The sequence below is a fragment of the Xenorhabdus doucetiae genome (assembly GCF_000968195.1).
GTDB lineage: Bacteria > Pseudomonadota > Gammaproteobacteria > Enterobacterales > Enterobacteriaceae > Xenorhabdus > Xenorhabdus doucetiae.
This window is the reverse complement of sequence record NZ_FO704550.1, coordinates 350252-366593: the sequence shown is the minus strand read 5'-3', so window position 1 is coordinate 366593 and position 16342 is coordinate 350252. Positions and strand designations below refer to the sequence as shown.

15 protein-coding genes are annotated in these 16342 nt (G+C 46.9%); 3 read left to right on the top strand and 12 right to left on the bottom strand.

Translation table 11 applies throughout. The features are described 5' to 3' along the window. Window positions 1-14: 14 nt before the first annotated feature. The 6 genes from XDD1_RS01850 to pldA all read right to left on the bottom strand — a co-directional run bounded on the left by XDD1_RS01850 (window position 15) and on the right by pldA (window position 7402). Entirely contained in the window at window positions 15-1010 is a 996-nt protein-coding gene (locus XDD1_RS01850; RefSeq protein WP_045973283.1) for a LacI family DNA-binding transcriptional regulator, read from the bottom strand. Window positions 1011-1015: 5 nt separating this feature from the next. Then, window positions 1016-2410, bottom strand: a complete 1395-nt coding sequence (locus tag XDD1_RS01845; protein ID WP_045968195.1) for an MFS transporter — start codon at window positions 2408-2410, stop codon at window positions 1016-1018. A 273-nt stretch (window positions 2411-2683) separates the two neighbouring features. Further along, window positions 2684-3511, bottom strand: coding sequence for a sugar/pyridoxal phosphate phosphatase YigL (gene yigL, locus XDD1_RS01840; protein WP_045968193.1), 828 nt, complete (start codon window positions 3509-3511; stop codon window positions 2684-2686). A gap of 21 nt (window positions 3512-3532) precedes the next feature. After that, window positions 3533-4531 carry a lysophospholipase L2 gene (gene pldB, locus XDD1_RS01835; RefSeq protein ID WP_045968191.1) on the bottom strand — a complete coding sequence of 333 codons (999 nt, stop codon included), beginning with the start codon at window positions 4529-4531 and terminating at the stop codon, window positions 3533-3535. Window positions 4532-4576: 45 nt separating this feature from the next. Further along, window positions 4577-6403, bottom strand: coding sequence for an ATP-dependent DNA helicase RecQ (recQ, locus tag XDD1_RS01830; RefSeq protein ID WP_045968189.1), 1827 nt, complete (start codon window positions 6401-6403; stop codon window positions 4577-4579). 138 nt (window positions 6404-6541) lie between these two features. Next, on the bottom strand, window positions 6542-7402 hold the full coding sequence (gene pldA, locus XDD1_RS01825; RefSeq protein ID WP_071827234.1) for a phospholipase A: 861 nt from the start codon (window positions 7400-7402) through the stop codon (window positions 6542-6544). A 223-nt stretch (window positions 7403-7625) separates the two neighbouring features. Here pldA and XDD1_RS01820 point away from each other — a divergent pair, with 223 nt between their 5' ends. From XDD1_RS01820 to rarD, 3 genes are all read left to right on the top strand, one after another. Further along, complete coding sequence (locus XDD1_RS01820; protein WP_045968187.1) at window positions 7626-8111, top strand: thioesterase family protein; 486 nt, start codon at window positions 7626-7628, stop codon at window positions 8109-8111. Between the two features lie 321 nt (window positions 8112-8432). Beyond that, window positions 8433-9053: a hypothetical protein gene (locus tag XDD1_RS01815; protein WP_045968185.1), complete on the top strand. Its 621-nt coding sequence runs from the start codon at window positions 8433-8435 to the stop codon at window positions 9051-9053. A gap of 226 nt (window positions 9054-9279) precedes the next feature. Continuing rightward, the gene (rarD, locus tag XDD1_RS01810; RefSeq protein ID WP_045968183.1) at window positions 9280-10170 is read left to right on the top strand and encodes an EamA family transporter RarD; all 891 of its coding nucleotides are present in this window, start codon (window positions 9280-9282) and stop codon (window positions 10168-10170) included. 81 nt (window positions 10171-10251) lie between these two features. On the opposite strand, the gene vapB is transcribed toward rarD, so the two are convergent. The 6 genes from vapB to XDD1_RS01780 all read right to left on the bottom strand — a co-directional run bounded on the left by vapB (window position 10252) and on the right by XDD1_RS01780 (window position 16313). Next, window positions 10252-10479 carry a type II toxin-antitoxin system VapB family antitoxin gene (gene vapB / locus XDD1_RS01805; RefSeq protein ID WP_045968181.1) on the bottom strand — a complete coding sequence of 76 codons (228 nt, stop codon included), beginning with the start codon at window positions 10477-10479 and terminating at the stop codon, window positions 10252-10254. Window positions 10480-10597: 118 nt separating this feature from the next. Beyond that, on the bottom strand, window positions 10598-11548 hold the full coding sequence (gene corA / locus XDD1_RS01800) for a magnesium/cobalt transporter CorA (RefSeq protein WP_045968178.1): 951 nt from the start codon (window positions 11546-11548) through the stop codon (window positions 10598-10600). Window positions 11549-11636: 88 nt separating this feature from the next. Beyond that, the gene (gene uvrD / locus XDD1_RS01795) at window positions 11637-13802 is read right to left on the bottom strand and encodes a DNA helicase II (RefSeq protein WP_045968176.1); all 2166 of its coding nucleotides are present in this window, start codon (window positions 13800-13802) and stop codon (window positions 11637-11639) included. A gap of 179 nt (window positions 13803-13981) precedes the next feature. Continuing rightward, window positions 13982-14698 (bottom strand): 5-amino-6-(5-phospho-D-ribitylamino)uracil phosphatase YigB, encoded by a 717-nt coding sequence (yigB, locus tag XDD1_RS01790; protein ID WP_045968174.1) that lies wholly within the window; start codon window positions 14696-14698, stop codon window positions 13982-13984. Next, window positions 14698-15612 carry a tyrosine recombinase XerC gene (xerC, locus tag XDD1_RS01785; protein WP_045968172.1) on the bottom strand — a complete coding sequence of 305 codons (915 nt, stop codon included), beginning with the start codon at window positions 15610-15612 and terminating at the stop codon, window positions 14698-14700. The genes yigB and xerC overlap by 1 nt, the downstream gene beginning before the upstream one ends. Further along, on the bottom strand, window positions 15609-16313 hold the full coding sequence (locus XDD1_RS01780; RefSeq protein WP_045968170.1) for a DUF484 domain-containing protein: 705 nt from the start codon (window positions 16311-16313) through the stop codon (window positions 15609-15611). The genes xerC and XDD1_RS01780 overlap by 4 nt, the downstream gene beginning before the upstream one ends. Window positions 16314-16342: the final 29 nt, after the last annotated feature.

Below are 16342 nucleotides of genomic sequence, written 5' to 3'. Positions count from 1 at the left end.
ACAACGAAAGTCTGTCACTTAAGTTTACAGCCACAAGATTCACCAATCTGTAATTCAAATTCAAACTCACGTTCTTGTGCTGTCCCATTCCATGTCCTCAATATTTCGATGGCGGTTTGGGCCATTTTGTCGATGGGCTGGCGCACTGCCGTTAAAGAAGGCACATTAAACTGTGATTGCTGGGTGGCATTAAAACAAACTAATGCAATATCATCAGGGACTGCCAGCCCGTTTTCGGCCAACGCGCGCAAGCAACCAAAAGCCTGTAATTCATTAGTCGCAAACAGGGCACGAGGCCGCTTTCCTTTTAACATTTGTAACGCGGCTTCATAACCGCCCTGACGAGTATATTCAGCAGGAAAAATCCATTCATCACATATCGTCACATTTGCCTGAATCAACGCATCACCCCAGCCAGATAGCCGATCCTGCGTATTTAGCATCTCAAGAGGGCCACAAATAATGGCGATATCGCGATAACCATGCTGAGCCAGATGTTGAGTTACCTTGAATGCCGCTATCCGCTCATTGACACGAATTGCACTGACATTTGAACCCGCATTTACCCAATCCAACATCACACAAGGCGTACCGCTGGCCTGAATAAGATCGATATAAGGATGCCGATCAACGCTGGTATACAGCAGGCCATCAATCTGGCGGTTCAATAAATTATTGAGCAGTTCTTTCTCACGGCGGCGATTATCCCCCGAATCCCCAGGCAATAATACTTGCCCATGTTTGAAAGCCTCTTGCTGCAAAGCGTGAGCAACAGAAGAGAGGAAAGGGTTGGCGATATTCGGCAAAATAAGCCCATAAGCGTGTGTCGTGCCAGAAACCAATGCCTTGGCAATGCTATTAGGCCTGTACCCTGTTTTTTGAATAGCGGCCAATACCCGTTGGCGGGTTGCTTCTGCAACCGGTCTTGGGCCGCCATTAATCACATAACTCACAACGGCGACCGAGGTTCCGGCCTCTTTTGCAACATCACTACGTGTCACTCTTTTCATCGGCACTAAATCGCATCCTCAAGTAAATTGAGATCCCTGCCGCGTGTTTCTGGCGCGAAGAATGTGGTGATAAACCCAATACCTGCCATCAATGAAAAATAACCCGCAATCGGCCACCAATGCCCGGTGAAAGACAAGAATGCCGATGCAATCAATGGCGCCGTTCCCCCTGACAGCATCGCACCCAACTCTTTTGCGAAAGCCATTTTGCTATAACGATTCGCTACCCCAAAGAGTTCCACTCCCCATGCCGCCTGAGCACCAAATATCCCCAAAGAGGCTAACCCCATTCCCACGACAATCGTTGGAATAACAATCATCGGTTCACGACTTTCCAGTAAGATAAAAGCAGGAAACGCGTACAGCACAAGTAACAGGCAAAACCAGCGGTAAGTGATACGGCGTCCAAAACGATCGGATAGATAGCCCGAAAATGGAATGATCAGGAACCCCAAAATGGACGCGATAAATACCGCGATTGTGGGAATAAATTTATCCAGCATCAGAACATTAGCCACATAACCAATCATGAATCCTTGAGCCAGATATGATGGGCCATTCTCGCCAATTCGTAAGCCAACCATGATCCAAAAGGCTTTGGTTCGTTGCCAAAAACGCGGTTTTTCAGCCACTTGTTGGTGTTCACTTGCAGCTAATGATTGCAAACGTTGTTCTGCCAACATTGCCTTATAACGCTCAAAAACCGGGGTCTCATTCATATGTCGGCGAATATAGAGTGCAACTATCGCGATTAAGGCGCTCGACAGAAATGGAATACGCCAGCCCCAATCCAGCAAACTCTGTTTATCCATGCTCAATACCAACAACCAAGTCAGTGATGCCAATAACGTTCCACTATTCGAACCCAAGGCAATGACAGACGAAACCAAACCGCGTTTTGCCGGAGGCGAAAACTCGCCCAAAATGACGGTACCACCAGATAAAGCCGCCCCTGCCCCCAAACCCTGCATAAACCGCAATATGACTAAACAGGCAGGAGCCCAAGCACCGATATGGGCATAACTTGGAATAAGCCCTATTAACGTGGTAGAAATTCCCATCAGAATAACCGTCATTATCATGACGATCTTGCGTCCTTTGCGATCCCCTAACCATCCAAATACCAGAGCACCAAACGGCCGGGCAATGAATCCCACAGAATAGGTTGCAAAACTGGCAAAGAGGGCAACAGCGGGCGTCATATCAGGAAAGAAAACATCAGCAAAAATAATGCCCGCAGCTAAACCATACAGAGCGAAATCGGCATACTCCATTGTTGTCCCGAACCAACAAGAAAAAATGGCATTCCTAAACCCTTTGCGCCCTTCTTTTGTTGCCAGACACGCTTCTGAAGCATGTTGTATTTGAGTGACAGCGAATGCCGTATTTTTATACGGCATAGCGAGATATTCCCTGAATGTTGGAACAGTAAATGTTTAATTCCAACCGAATATGCTGAATAATACTATGGTTATTCATGAATTATATTTATGTATAAACTTATCTACTCGCGTAGAATATTCAAACGTAAGAAACCAATAGTTGAACACCAGTCACAAATATCAGGGAAAAATTCACTTTTGTAATTAATAAATTTTAAAACAAGCAAATAAAAAAACAGCATCACACAGGATGCTGTTTTCAAACACGTATTCAGGCTATTCGCTTCTTTTTCACGCCATTAGCTTCAAACCTGATACCTTTTCGGCAAATATTTTACGTAAATAACCAGAAACGGCATCATCCGCATTGGAACCAATGACTTCCATATCCGGTAAGCTGTCTTTCAGGCGTTGGTGCGCTCCCTGCATAATGCAACCCTTACCGGCCACAGTCAGCATTTCCTGATCGTTCATGCCATCGCCAAAAGCAATGCAATCACTCAATGGATAGCCAATCAATTGACAGACTTGCGCCAATGCGTGCCCTTTAGAAACCCCACCCGCCATCACTTCCAGGCAATTTCTCAGTGAAAAACTGACATTCACCCTTGCTCCCCAACGCGCTTTAATTCTCTCTTCCAACTCCACCAAATAATCATGATCTTCACTGGTGTAGTAAACCTTGCACACGCCATCGGTGGGAAAATGGTTGCGTTGAAAAAGTTGGTAATGGAAAACGGATTCCTGAAAAAATTCTTCCTGTTCAGGCGCTTCTCTATTTATTAGCCAATCATCGTTATTGAAGTAATTGGTCAGGACATTGGGATTATCAAATTCCAATAAACACAAATCATGGGCAATCTCAGGATCTAAGTTATGGCTGAATATCAATTCATCCTGAATATTGTGAACTCTGGCGCCGTTGGACGTGATCATATAAGCATCAATGCCCAATCCATCACGGATCTGCCCCACATCAATATGATGACGCCCTGTTGCGAAAACAAAATGAATCCCTTGTTCCGTCAGTAAGTTCAATGTTTCCTTGGTATACGGGGTGATTTTATGGTCGGGAGACAACAGCGTGCCATCTAAATCTGAAGCAACAACATGATACATAGTTATGGTTCCTAAACTGAATCAGTTCTGGTCAAAAAAATCACAAATTGCATTGAGAGCCTGCGCCCGCAATATATCTTTTTCGAACAGGATTTCGTGATGAGCCCCTTGGATAACCAGAGGATTTTGTTCCGCTTTTCCTGTTGCCGCTTTTTGGCGTGATGCACAAAAAGCCAGTAATTCCCGGTTACTCACAATCTTATCTTCACTCGCCTGTAATATCATGAGTGGCGTTTGGATCTTATCTGCATTTTCAATCAGGTTATCGCCCATCAGCATGCTCTCACGCATCCAATGGTAAGTCGGCCCCCCAAGGCGCAATTCAGGATAATCCGCATAGTAACGCAAATAACGCTGGTAACGCGCATAACTGTGCGTTAACAGATTGATAAAATAGGGTAATGGCCGCCATTGCCCCGTTGATAGCGCATAAGCATTACGTCTTTGGGCCTTGGGTTCTGCCTGGTTAACCAGAAAATTTGCCAGCCAGCGCGGCATGGGTAAATTGATACCAAACATCGGCGCACATAACGCCGCAGCACGAAAAATCGGCTCCTGATAGCGCATCAGAAAGCGGCTCAAAATCGCACCGCCCATTGAATGGGCGAGTGCATAACAGCGATGAGATTGGCGAGGTGTCACTTCAAGTTCAATAAATTTAGCCAAATCATCCACATAGTGGTCGAACGCTTCAACGTGGCCTTTTTGTCGGTCATCCAACATTCGTCCTGAACAGCCTTGTCCACGATGATCAATAATGAAAATATCATAGCCTAAGTGGTAAAAATCATAGGCCACTTCGGGATATTTCACGTAGCTTTCACTACGGCCGGGCAAAATGATGAGTGTTTTGTCATGATGGGGAGAACAAAAGGAGACATAACGGATGGGAATATCGTCAATTCCCATAAATTGCCGCTCTTCTCTTGTTCGCCAAAAATCCAGTAATGATCCGTTCGTAAAGGCGGAGAACTGAGGTTCACGGTTTAACCAGCTCGCTTTCAATATCTCAGGCGCCATTTATCATCCTCTGTTTATTCCCCTTTAGCGATTCAAATCATTCAGTTACTCGAATTCTTCAAAATGCTCACGGATTAATGCCATAAATGCCTCACCAAAACGCTCCAATTTCCGCTGCCCAACACCGTTAATCAGCAAAAGTTCATCCGGTGTGATTGGGCACTGTTCTGCCATCTCAATTAACGTGACGTCATTAAAAACGACAAAAGGAGGAATATTGTTGTCATCAGCAATGGATTTACGCAATTTGCGCAATTTGGCAAATAACTTGCGATCATAGTTGCCGCTGTATGATTTGTTTTGTTGATTGCGGCTTTTCAGGTTTTGGATACGTGGCACAGCAAGTTGTAGAGACACTTCGCCGCGTAATACAGGTCGCGCAGCTTCCGTCAGTTGTAGCGCAGAGTAGTTGGCAATATTTTGGCTAATCAGCCCTAAGTGAATGAGCTGACGCAAGACACTCGTCCAATGCTCCTGACTCTGTGTTTTACCAATGCCATAAACCGGCAGCTTGTCGTGCCCAAAATCTCTAATACGTTGATTATTTGCACCACGCAGCATTTCTACAATATAGCCAATCCCAAAACGTTGTCCAACGCGATAAATACAGGATAGTGCTTTTTGTGCCTCCACCAGACCGTCATAACGCTTGGGAGGATCAAGACAAATATCACAGTTACCACAAGCTGTTTGGCGGCTTTCCCCGAAATAATTCAGCAAGACTAAGCGCCGGCAAGTTTGTGCCTCTGCAAATGCGCCCATCGCATTGAGTTTGTGCCGTTCGATGTCCTGTTGTTCACTCGCGGGTTTTTCTTCCAAGCAACGACGCAGCCACACCATATCCGCAGGATCGTAAAACAGCACGGCTTCCGCCGATAAGCCATCCCGCCCGGCCCGGCCCGTTTCCTGATAATAAGATTCGATATTGCGGGGAATATCAAAGTGCACAACAAAGCGCACATTCGGCTTGTTGATCCCCATACCAAACGCAACCGTTGCCACAACGACCTGCAAATCATCTCGCTGGAAGGCATCCTGCACCCATGCACGTTGATTGTTTTCCAGCCCCGCATGATAAGGGGCAACACTCAGCCCCCGTTTTTGCAGGCGCTCCGCGGTCTCTTCCACTTTAGTGCGACTATTGCAGTAGATAATGCCACTTTTTCCCTGCTGACCACGGACAAATGACCAGAGCTGATCAAGGGGTTTGTATTTCTCCACTAAGGTGTAGCGAATGTTGGGACGATCAAAGCTGCTGATATGGATAATCGGCTCATGTAACTCTAATAAGCGAACGATATCCTGACGGGTCGTTTTATCTGCCGTCGCGGTGAGTGCAATCACAGGCAGACCGGGGAAGCGGCGGCGAAGTTGCCCTAATGCCCGGTATTCCCGGCGAAAATCATGCCCCCATTGAGAAATACAGTGCGCTTCATCGACGGCCAGTAAAACGGGCTGCCAATCGTGCAGTTGGTCAAGAAAGTTATCCGTGACCAGCCGTTCAGGGGCGATATAGAGCAGTTTAATGCTCCCTTTACGGCAACGTTGAATAATATCGAATTGCTGTTCACGACTTTGGGTTGAGTTCAGACATTCCGCTTCAACGCCATTCGCGCGCAGTTGATCGACCTGATCTTTCATCAATGAAATTAACGGAGACACAACCAACGTCAGCCCATTGTTAACCAGTGCGGGGATCTGATAACACAGCGATTTACCGCCTCCCGTTGGCATAATCACCAAACAGTCGCGCCCGTCAAGAACGGCGTCGATAACCTGCTGCTGCCCTGGTCGGAATTGCTGGTATCCGAATGTTTTTCGTAATGCTTGTTCAGCCAGCGATGCCGTGCTGATGAGTTCTGCGGTAGACACGCCTTTCCTCGATCGTTAGAAGCTAATTTCTGAAAAAAACTAAATATACCCGATAAACTTCAAGTTGCAGCTTATAAGACGAAAGCCGCTGATTATCTTGAAGTACGGCGAGTAGATGTTATTTCACTGTAAGGGCAGTTACAGCATGTCATTCAACATGACACCGATACCAAAACGGGTTTGCTTGAAATTGTAGTCAATCATCGATTCGCCATAACCACAGAAAAGCTGCGTGTAAATACGGACATGATTTGCGAGCGGATAACTCCAGCCCAACTCGCCACTGCCATAACCGCTGTTCCAGTTATAGCGCCCTTGGGCGGTAAATACGCTGTCACCCCAGATATAACCAACTTTCAGCCGGTAATAGCCCATATAACGGTTCATATCTGGGTTATCATCATGACGGGCGCTTTCGGGCAGCCGATACCACGATTTCAAATCCGCCTGCCAATTGCCATTCTGCACCATAAAACGGGCATAGAGGCGATTCCAGCTACGAGAAGTCGCTTCCGGCCGCCCGTTAGATTGATGGTTAAACCCCGCTTCAATTTCCCGCAGGCGCCAACCCGCAAATTCATAATCCGTTAACCATGCCAGAAAAAGTTGGGGTTCATAATTCGTTTCACGAAATGGAGATGATTCTTTTTTATTACTGAGTTGCCACCATGAACGCTGTGTGTAAGAAGCCCCAAGCAACGAGTTCTCTCCTGCAATTCCCCGCCACAAGGGAAAACCAAAACTTATCTGAAAGCTCACTTCATCTCTGCGGGCATTATCTGCCCAATCATAACTATGAATTGCCGATTTATTCATATTGGCATCATAAGTATAAATAATGTAATTCGTATCATAGGGATAGAGCATTAGAGGAGAATCTTGCTCGCCCAGCATCGTCGAGAGCACGCTCCCTCTCACGCCACCCCCCTGCTTTTCTGCTGCATGGGCCAATGGAGATAATAGGCCGATAATAACCAGTATTTTCCATAATAAACGCATGTCTGGTTTTCCTGTTGAATAATTTCAAGCTAAAAAAATTACCGCTTATTCTACACGCTATTTGATTATTTTTTGTAGTCCGTTTTTGCCCTGAGAAAGGGTTTGTCGAAGCGCTTCACAAACTGGCAAAGTCGATAATGAAAGCATAAACTTAACAAGTTATTAACCACAAACACCCATTTAATATTGGTTTGTTTTACTTTTTATTATCAGGAATTCCGCCATGGAAAATATTCAGCGAGTAGACACCCTCTTAACCCCAGAAGAAGCCCGTCAATTTATTGGTGAAGTTTTTGTGTACCATATGCCATTCAATCGCCTGTTGGGTCTTGAACTGCTCCGCTTTGAGCAAGACTACGCAGAACTGCAATTTCACCATCAGGAAAAGTTGGTCGGCAATATGATCCATAAGATTCTGCACGGTGGTGCGATCGCGTCCATATTGGATGTTGCCGGCGGGCTGGTTTGTGCAGGCAATGCACTAACAGCAATGGAAACGCTCACCATCGCTGAGATCCAAAAACGCCTGACCACATTAGGTACTATTGATTTGCGCGTGGATTATCTGCGACCCGGACGCGGTGAAATATTTACCGCCAGTTGCAACATTATCCGTGCCGGCAATAAAGTCTCTGTCGCCAGAATTGAACTGCATAATGAAAAACAGGTGCATATTGCCAGTGCAATGGGGACTTATTTAGTGGGTTAATGTTTTTGAGCTTATGTTTTTGAATTTATGTTTTTGATTTTATAAATTGAAGGTATTGACAGGAGAGGCAAAGTTTTATTTTTTGCCTCTCACACCTTCATCATTATTCACAACACGCCACTCTGTGTATATGATACCCCAATACTGCGAACAGATCCCCAATAACCCGAAAATCTCACAACACTTTGTTTTTACCATTAATTAATCATAAGCAAATTAGATATTTTTTCATATTCATCATAGTGAGCGTCTGCAATCTTGTCGCGCAGAACAAGATTAACCCCTGACATTTTGAAACGATATTCAACATGAGAATAGGCTATGAACCCAAGAACCAAAGCAGAATCGGAGATCCTCGCTGGTAGGGCTGTTGATGCTGTCGTCTATATCTGGTATCCCTGCCGGAGCTTCGCGGTTGGACATGCTGCTATTTATATCGGTGGCGTACCGAAATATCCTTGGACGGATTTATATCCACGGCATCCACCCGATGATAACTATGTCAGTTTCCTTGCCGAACCCGATATATCGCGAGGCATTTTATCCTGTGCGGGAGCCTTGAACAGCCTTCACGCTGATTTTGTCGATCCCCCACATGTGGAATATTATCTGATTGGTTTAGATGTTGAAAAAATGCGAGACCACGCGGATGAAATCCATAAAGGCAAAAAATATGGCAATTTCAGGATAAGCCACAGTTATAATTCCATTAATAAAAATTGTGCAACAATGGTTGCCAACATATTAAAAGCCGGTGGAGTCGAAAATCTCTTAAATACCATTCAACAAGTTGGTTATGCCAAAAATATCTATTGGACACCTAAAGATATCGCTCAATTGTGTAATGAGTTAAGAAATAATGATAAAGCAGTAAAAGTAAAAGGGTTGGATTGTCCAAGTAAACTGGATTTACCATTTAAAACATTAATGGGCTTTAGATAGCGATAATAAAATAGATTTATCTACCTAAAGCGCCCTTGGGTAAGGTGTCTGTTTTTCAATTTAACATAAAGTGCTATTCAGCTCAGTAGAAAAATTTAATTTATTACTCATGCCATTAACTACTTGTAAATCATTCATCCCAATGACACATTGTATGGGTCTACGAGCTATCACCTTAACAAGCTCTTCTGATTTTCTGAACATTCTCTAAACATTCAAGGATATTATGAGTAACCAACAGACGGCCAAAGGTATCTTGTATGCCTTGGGAGCTTATCTTATTTGGGGATTGGCACCCATCTACTTCAAATCCATACAATATGTCCCTCCCGATGAAATTGTGTCACATCGTGTGATCTGGTCAGTTTTCTTTATGGTATTGATGATCACGTTGACGCGTCACTGGCGTCAGGTTTGGGGGGTGGTTCGCCAACCGAAGATATTGCTGTTATTAGGCATTACGGCCTTTACCATTACCAGTAACTGGCTGACCTATATCTGGGCAGTCAATAATGGGCATTTGCTGGAAGCCAGTCTGGGATATTTTATTAACCCGCTGGTGAATGTTTTGTTTGGCATGATCTTTCTTGGTGAACGTTTCCGGCGTATGCAGTGGATTGCCGTGGGGCTGGCCTTTACTGGCGTACTGATCCAGCTATGGCAGTTTGGTTCCGTACCGGTGATTGGTTTGTATTTGGCAACGACATTTGCGGTCTATGGGTTGGTTCGCAAAAAATTAGGAGTTGATGCTCAGACCGGTATGTTAATTGAAACCACCTGGGTATTCCCTGTCGCGCTGATTTACCTGCTGTTCTTCACCCATAGCCCGACCAGTAATATGTTGGATAATAGCTACTCTTTGAACCTGATGCTGATTGCGGCCGGTATTATTACGACGGTGCCTCTGCTGCTCTTCACCGCCGCCGCTGCGCATCTGCGTTTGTCCACGCTGGGTTTCTTCCAGTATCTTGGCCCAACCTTGATGTTCTTACTGGCAACGCTGGTTTATGGTGAGCAAATTGGCCCGGATCGTTTGATCACGTTTGGCTTTATCTGGGCGGCCCTGATTCTGTTTACCCTGGATGCGCTCTATACGCAACGCCGTTTACGGAAATAGTCAAATTCTGGCAACAAGCATCAATATCCATCATCTTTCTGAACTGACCCAACATGTTATCTGACATTTGGGTCAGTTTTTTCATAAAATAACACGCTCTTCCTCAATAATATCTTGGCGTTCAGATAGAAATTCCGCGTCGGCTTTATCCTCATATAAAAATGAATCCCAGCTAGGTCTTACCGGACGCAATATAATAGTTTCTCCTTCTCGGGTAATTTCCAGTTCATTGATACCCTCAAAATCCAGATCCTTAGGTAAACGGATAGCACGGTTATTACCATTTTTAAAAATTGCTACAGTCCGCATGGTAAATCTCCTGTATTAAAAGTACATACCCTAAGCATATGCAAACCCATATCACTGGTCAATATATAAACACAACTACCCTATTTTCATTTTGAAAACTATGCAATCGGTGGTTTTATTACAGCCAATTTTTCCGTTTGAAATAGAGATAAGGCGCCAGACCCGCTGCTATCATCAATCCAATGGCCGCAGGATAGCCGAATGTCCAATGCAACTCCGGCATAAATTCGAAGTTCATGCCATAGCTGGACGCGACCAGCGTCGGTGGCAGGAATACCACGGAAACCACGGAGAAGATCTTGATAATGCGGCTCTGTTCGATGTTGATAAAGCCCATCGCCGCCTGCATCAGAAAGTTCACTTTCTGGAACAACGATTCATTGTGTGGCAGCAAGGATTCAATATCGCGCAGAATTTCACGCGCCTGTTCCAATTGATTGGTCGGCAAGCGGGCACGGCGCACAAGGAAGTTCAGGGCGCGCTGGCTATCCATCAAACACAGGCGGACTTTCCAACCGATGTCTTCCTGTTCAGCCAGGTTAGACAAAGCCGAATCAAATTCATCGCCCTGCTTGCCATTCATAATGACCCGGCTCAGGGATTCCAGCACGCTGTAAATGTTTTCAATGACATCCGCCAACTGTTCAATTTTGGTTTCGAACAAATCCATCAACAGTTCATAGGCATTCCCGTCAACCATCGTCTGGTTGCGGGCACGCATGCGGTATAACCGAAAGGCAGGGAGTTCACGCTCTCGCAATGTGTAGAGACGACCGTCACGGATGGTAAATGCGACCGTCGAGTTGCCAGCATGGTCTTCGGCATCTTCAAAATAGAAGAATGAGTGGACGTGCATACCATCTTCATCTTCAAAAAAACGGGCCGATGCCTCGATGTCATCCAATTCAGTGCGGGTTGCCAGAACTTGCCCCAGCTCATTCTGGACTCGGAGACGATCATTATCCCCCAGCCCCACCAAATCTACCCACATAGAGTCAGATAACTTATCACCTTCTTCAAGTTCAAGACGGAGCAGGCGATTATTCTCTAATTTAAATGCGTTCAGCATGTACCATAAGTCTCCTTATACTCCCTACGTTTATCGTAAGGCGCGAATGTTACGCTGAGAAGAAAAAACCTGTCAACATTCGACCGGATTATTGCCCCGTTTCGAGTCTGGCATAAGCGGCCACCAGCCATTTGATGCCTTCACCCTGAAACGCGATTTGCAAGCGGCAATGTTCACCACTGCCTTCGATATTGACAATCGTCCCTTCACCAAATTTGGGATGGCGTACACGCTGCCCAAGTGCGTAACCACTGTCGTTGGCGCTGATGGGCGTGCCCAGCCGTTTATGGCTGACCGGACGGGAAACGGTCGCTCGCAGGCGAACTTCTGCCACGCATTCCGGCGGCAATTCGCCGATAAAACGGGATGGGCGATGATACACTTCTTTGCCATATAAACGACGGCTTTCCGCATACGTCAGCGTCAGTTTTTCCATCGCTCTGGTCACCCCGACATAGGCCAAGCGACGCTCTTCCTCCAGCCGATCCCCTTCGTCAATGGACATCTGGCTCGGAAACATGCCCTCTTCCACGCCGACAATAAAGACTTGCGGAAATTCCAGCCCCTTCGCAGAATGCAGGGTCATCAATTGCACCGCATCCTGATAGATATCCGCCTGACCTTCCCCCGATTCAAGCGCGGCATGGGAAAGGAAGGCGGGCAATGGCAGCAGGTTTTCATCTTCATCCTGATAACTGAATTGACGGGTTGCGGTCACCAGTTCCTCAAGGTTTTCAATGCGCGCCTGTGCCTTTTCGCCTTTTTCCTGTTGATACATCGCCCACAAGCCGGAATCACGAATAATGCGATCGGTTTGCACATGCAGTAACATTTCCTGCGTTTCGGTTTCCAGTGCTTCAATGAGTTCAATAAAGCGCTGCAACGCGGATGCTGCACGGCCAGCCAGCACTTTTTCCTGTATCAATAGCAAGCTGCTTTCCCACAAGGTTTTTTGCTGATCACGCGCCACTTGGCGCACCACATCCAGCGTTCTGTCACCAATACCGCGCGTCGGTGTATTCACCACGCGCTCAAACGCCGTGTCATCGTGGCGGTTTGCCACCAAACGCAAGTAGGATAAGGCATCTTTGATTTCCTGACGCTCGAAGAAACGCTGGCCCCCATAGATGCGGTAAGGCAGGGACGCCTGCAACAAGGCTTCTTCCAAGACGCGGGATTGGGCATTGCTTCGATAGAGGATCGCACACTCTTTCAGTGCGCCACCCTGCTCTAACCAGTGCTTGATACGGCCGACAACATAACGGGATTCATCCAGTTCATTGAAGGCGCAATACAGTGAAATCGGCTCGCCCTCGCTCCCCTCTGTCCACAGGTTCTTGCCCAAGCGGTCGCTATTATGGGCAATCAGGGCATTGGCCGCTTTCAGGATATTGCTGGTCGAACGGTAATTCTGTTCCAGACGGAGCATGCCCGCGCCCGGAAAATCCTTGAGGAAACGCTGGATGTTTTCTACCTGCGCGCCGCGCCAGCCATAAATGGACTGGTCATCGTCACCGACAATCATGACTTTGCCGCTTTCGCCCGCCAAAAGGCGAACCCAAGCGTATTGAATGCTGTTGGTATCCTGAAATTCATCCACCAGAATATTGGTGAAACGTTCACGATAATGTTGCAGGATCTGCGGCTTGTTCAGCCAGAGTTCATGGGCGCGTAGTAATAATTCGGCAAAATCCACCAGCCCGGCACGGTCACACGCTTCCTGATAGGCCTGATAGATTTTCAGCCAGGTGGCTTCTACCGGATTGCCGTAACTTTCAATGTGTTGTGGACGCAAGCCTTCATCTTTTTTGCCATTGATGTACCACATTCCCTGACGGGCTGGCCACTTTTTATCATCCAGATTCATCGCTTTGATGATGCGTTTAATCAGACGGTGCTGATCGTCGCTATCCAGGATCTGAAAATCTTGCGGCAGGTTTGCATCAAGGTGATGGGCGCGCAGCAGGCGATGGGCAAGGCTATGGAATGTCCCGACCCACATTCCGCCTTGACTGGTGCCAATCAGGTTTTCAATGCGGTGGCGCATCTCAGCCGCCGCTTTATTGGTGAATGTGACCGCCATGATGGAAAATGGCGAGGCATTTTCAACTGACAGTAACCAGGCGATCCGGTGTACCAGCACGCGCGTTTTACCACTGCCGGCACCCGCCAGCACCAGCATATTATTACGGGGTGCTGCGACCGCTTCGCGTTGTTTATCATTGAGGCCTTCGAGCAGATATGAAACGTCCATAATTACCATCAATTGTTTGCAAGGTTCGGTAGGATTAACAAGCCAAGCTGTTTTTTTATATATATTCGTCGTACTTCAAGGTGCTTTTATTATCTCTCCGCGTTGCGGGGAGATAATAAGCCGTTTTCGTTTTGCGAGCTGCAATTTGAAGTGTATAGGGTATAGATTTCAATTTGAAATTATATCAGTGCTATCAAAGAAGCCAAATCAGAAATCTCAACATGTGGAACCCGTCGTCCTTCCGGTTCCTGCATCAAATTTTTATTTTCGATGTTGATCCAACAGGCCTGCATGCCGCTGCAAAGCGCCCCTTCTACATCGGTATTCAGGTTATCCCCCACATGCAGGATCTGATGGATGGGGAGGTGGAGCCGTTGCGCCGCCAGACGGTACATATCCGGGTAAGGTTTGGCACGCCCATCCACGCCCGCTTTCAATACAAAAGCAAAGTAAGGGGCAAGACCGCAGGCAGCCGGTTCAGCATTCCCATTGGTGATTGCCACCAGCGGCATTTTTTCCGCCAAGACAGACAAAGTGTGATGAGTCGATTCAGGCACGGTGATTTGGTTACGCCAGTACATAAAGCAAGACATAATTTCATCCGTGCCACGCATTGTCTCTTCATGATTGAAGCCATGATGAGTAAACATCAGTTCTGCGGATTGGCGGCGCCATGAGGTCACATCGTGATAAATATCCGGTTCCTGTTCAAGCACAGCCTGACGGTATAAACGCAGCTCTTCATGCCCAAAGTGGCCGAATTTGGCATCGTACTGCCTGATAAAACACAACACTTCTTTTTCGGTTTTATCGATCACAGGATGGTTATCGTAAAGCGTATCATCCAGATCGAATGTCATCGCCGCAAACGGCGCGAGAGGCCGATAAAAACGCATTATGATTTTCCTCGTTTGGCTCTGGGGTGAGCCACGTCATAGACTTTGGTCAGATGCTGGAAATCCAGATGGGTATAGATCTGGGTCGTCGATAAATTCGCATGACCGAGTAATTCCTGTACTGCCCGCAGATCACCGCTGGACTCCAGAATATGTGTAGCAAAAGAGTGGCGCAGTTTATGAGGATTGATATGGCTGCTAACGCCTTGTCGAATTCCCCACTGTTCAAATCGTTTCTGTACGTTACGGGCAGAGAGACGTTTTCCGCTCTGGCTGGAAATAAAAAGCGCGTCACTTTCCGGCTCAAACAACTCGCGCATTTCCAGCCAACGCCGCAGCCATTCCTGAGCCATGCGACCGAACGGCACCTTACGCTCTTTACTGCCCTTGCCATGTACCCAAACTTCCCCGCTTTCCAAATCCAAATGGCGACAATCAAGCCCCACCAGCTCAGACAAACGCAAACCCGCTCCGTACATGACTTCCAGCATCGTTCTGTCACGCACTGACAGCGGATCGTTGAGATTAATATTGAGGAGTTGGTTAACTTCGTCCACGTCCATGTTTTTCGGCAAGTGGCGTTTTTTACGGGGAGCACTGACGGTTTTCGCAGGATTGGCCGCCAGTTTATTTTGCATCACCATCCAGTCAAGAAAGCTACGCAAGGAAGAAAGGCGCAGGGCAAGGCTGGCGGACTGCAAACCTGCCCGACGACTGCGGGAGGCAAACATTCTGACTTGGGCAGGCTCCAGCGCCTGCCACTCACGTATTCCCATTTCCAGTGCCATTGCCGCCAAAACCGCCAAATGGCGCCGATAATTGGTGATAGTGGCAGGGCTTAAGCGGCGCTCAACCCGCAAATAGTGCAAAAAGTCTTCCACGGGCGCTAGCAGTAAATCAATGGGCTGGGTCATGCGCGTTCAATCCAGCGGGACAGCAAGCCCGGCAGCAGCTTCGCCAAATGGTCGAGAATGTCCGTTCCCATGCCTTCGTGGTAGTGCTGTTTATCATGGCTGTTGAAAATCACCAGACCCAAATCCCCTTGTGCGCCTAACAGGGAAATGGCCACGGAGCCAACATGGCGTGCCTGTGGCATCAACAATAAAATCTCCGGGCCATGCAACTGGCCGAGATAATGATTTTTTTCACCAAAGCGCTTAATGCGGACGGTCTCAAAGGCATGACGGGAAATCGCCAGCTCCGGCGAATTCAGGGGTGCACCAAGATGCCATTTATCACTGAACAACCGAATATAGCTGTTACTCAATCCCAATGTTTTTGACCATGAACTCAAGCAGGAAAGAAAATCCTGCAAACTCTTGGCACCAGAAAGAGTTGACAGCAATTGCAACAGATTGCTAAACAGCACTTCATTCTGCTTCGCCTGCTCTATCAAATGGTTGAGATCATCTTCCAAATAGCCGATGCGTTTCCTCTGGCGACTCATATGCCATTCCATCAAAGAGATACTCTCCCGCACCGGATGGGGAACTCTTATCTTATCAACCCGATTGGCATTACGGATAAAAAAATCGGGATTATTCAACAAATAATCCATGACCGATTGATCATCCAGCCGGTTGTCGCTATGCAATGGATCGTCTTTTTTAGCCATTTTCCAATGCCCCATATTTCAGAGTGACT

Bases quoted from the DNA above. Each gene is read 5' to 3' on its own strand.
- XDD1_RS01850 (WP_045973283.1), bottom strand. From the start codon at position 1,010: ATGAAAAGAGTGACACGTAGTGATGTTGCAAAAGAGGCCGGAACCTCG.
- XDD1_RS01845 (WP_045968195.1), bottom strand. From the start codon at position 2,410: ATGCCGTATAAAAATACGGCATTCGCTGTCACTCAAATACAACATGCT.
- yigL (WP_045968193.1), bottom strand. From the start codon at position 3,511: ATGTATCATGTTGTTGCTTCAGATTTAGATGGCACGCTGTTGTCTCCC.
- pldB (WP_045968191.1), bottom strand. From the start codon at position 4,531: ATGGCGCCTGAGATATTGAAAGCGAGCTGGTTAAACCGTGAACCTCAG.
- pldA (WP_071827234.1), bottom strand. From the start codon at position 7,402: ATGCGTTTATTATGGAAAATACTGGTTATTATCGGCCTATTATCTCCA.
- XDD1_RS01820 (WP_045968187.1), top strand. From the start codon at position 7,626: ATGGAAAATATTCAGCGAGTAGACACCCTCTTAACCCCAGAAGAAGCC.
- XDD1_RS01815 (WP_045968185.1), top strand. From the start codon at position 8,433: ATGAACCCAAGAACCAAAGCAGAATCGGAGATCCTCGCTGGTAGGGCT.
- rarD (WP_045968183.1), top strand. From the start codon at position 9,280: ATGAGTAACCAACAGACGGCCAAAGGTATCTTGTATGCCTTGGGAGCT.
- vapB (WP_045968181.1), bottom strand. From the start codon at position 10,479: ATGCGGACTGTAGCAATTTTTAAAAATGGTAATAACCGTGCTATCCGT.
- corA (WP_045968178.1), bottom strand. From the start codon at position 11,548: ATGCTGAACGCATTTAAATTAGAGAATAATCGCCTGCTCCGTCTTGAA.
- uvrD (WP_045968176.1), bottom strand. From the start codon at position 13,802: ATGGACGTTTCATATCTGCTCGAAGGCCTCAATGATAAACAACGCGAA.
- yigB (WP_045968174.1), bottom strand. From the start codon at position 14,698: ATGCGTTTTTATCGGCCTCTCGCGCCGTTTGCGGCGATGACATTCGAT.
- xerC (WP_045968172.1), bottom strand. From the start codon at position 15,612: ATGACCCAGCCCATTGATTTACTGCTAGCGCCCGTGGAAGACTTTTTG.
- XDD1_RS01780 (WP_045968170.1), bottom strand. From the start codon at position 16,313: ATGGCTAAAAAAGACGATCCATTGCATAGCGACAACCGGCTGGATGAT.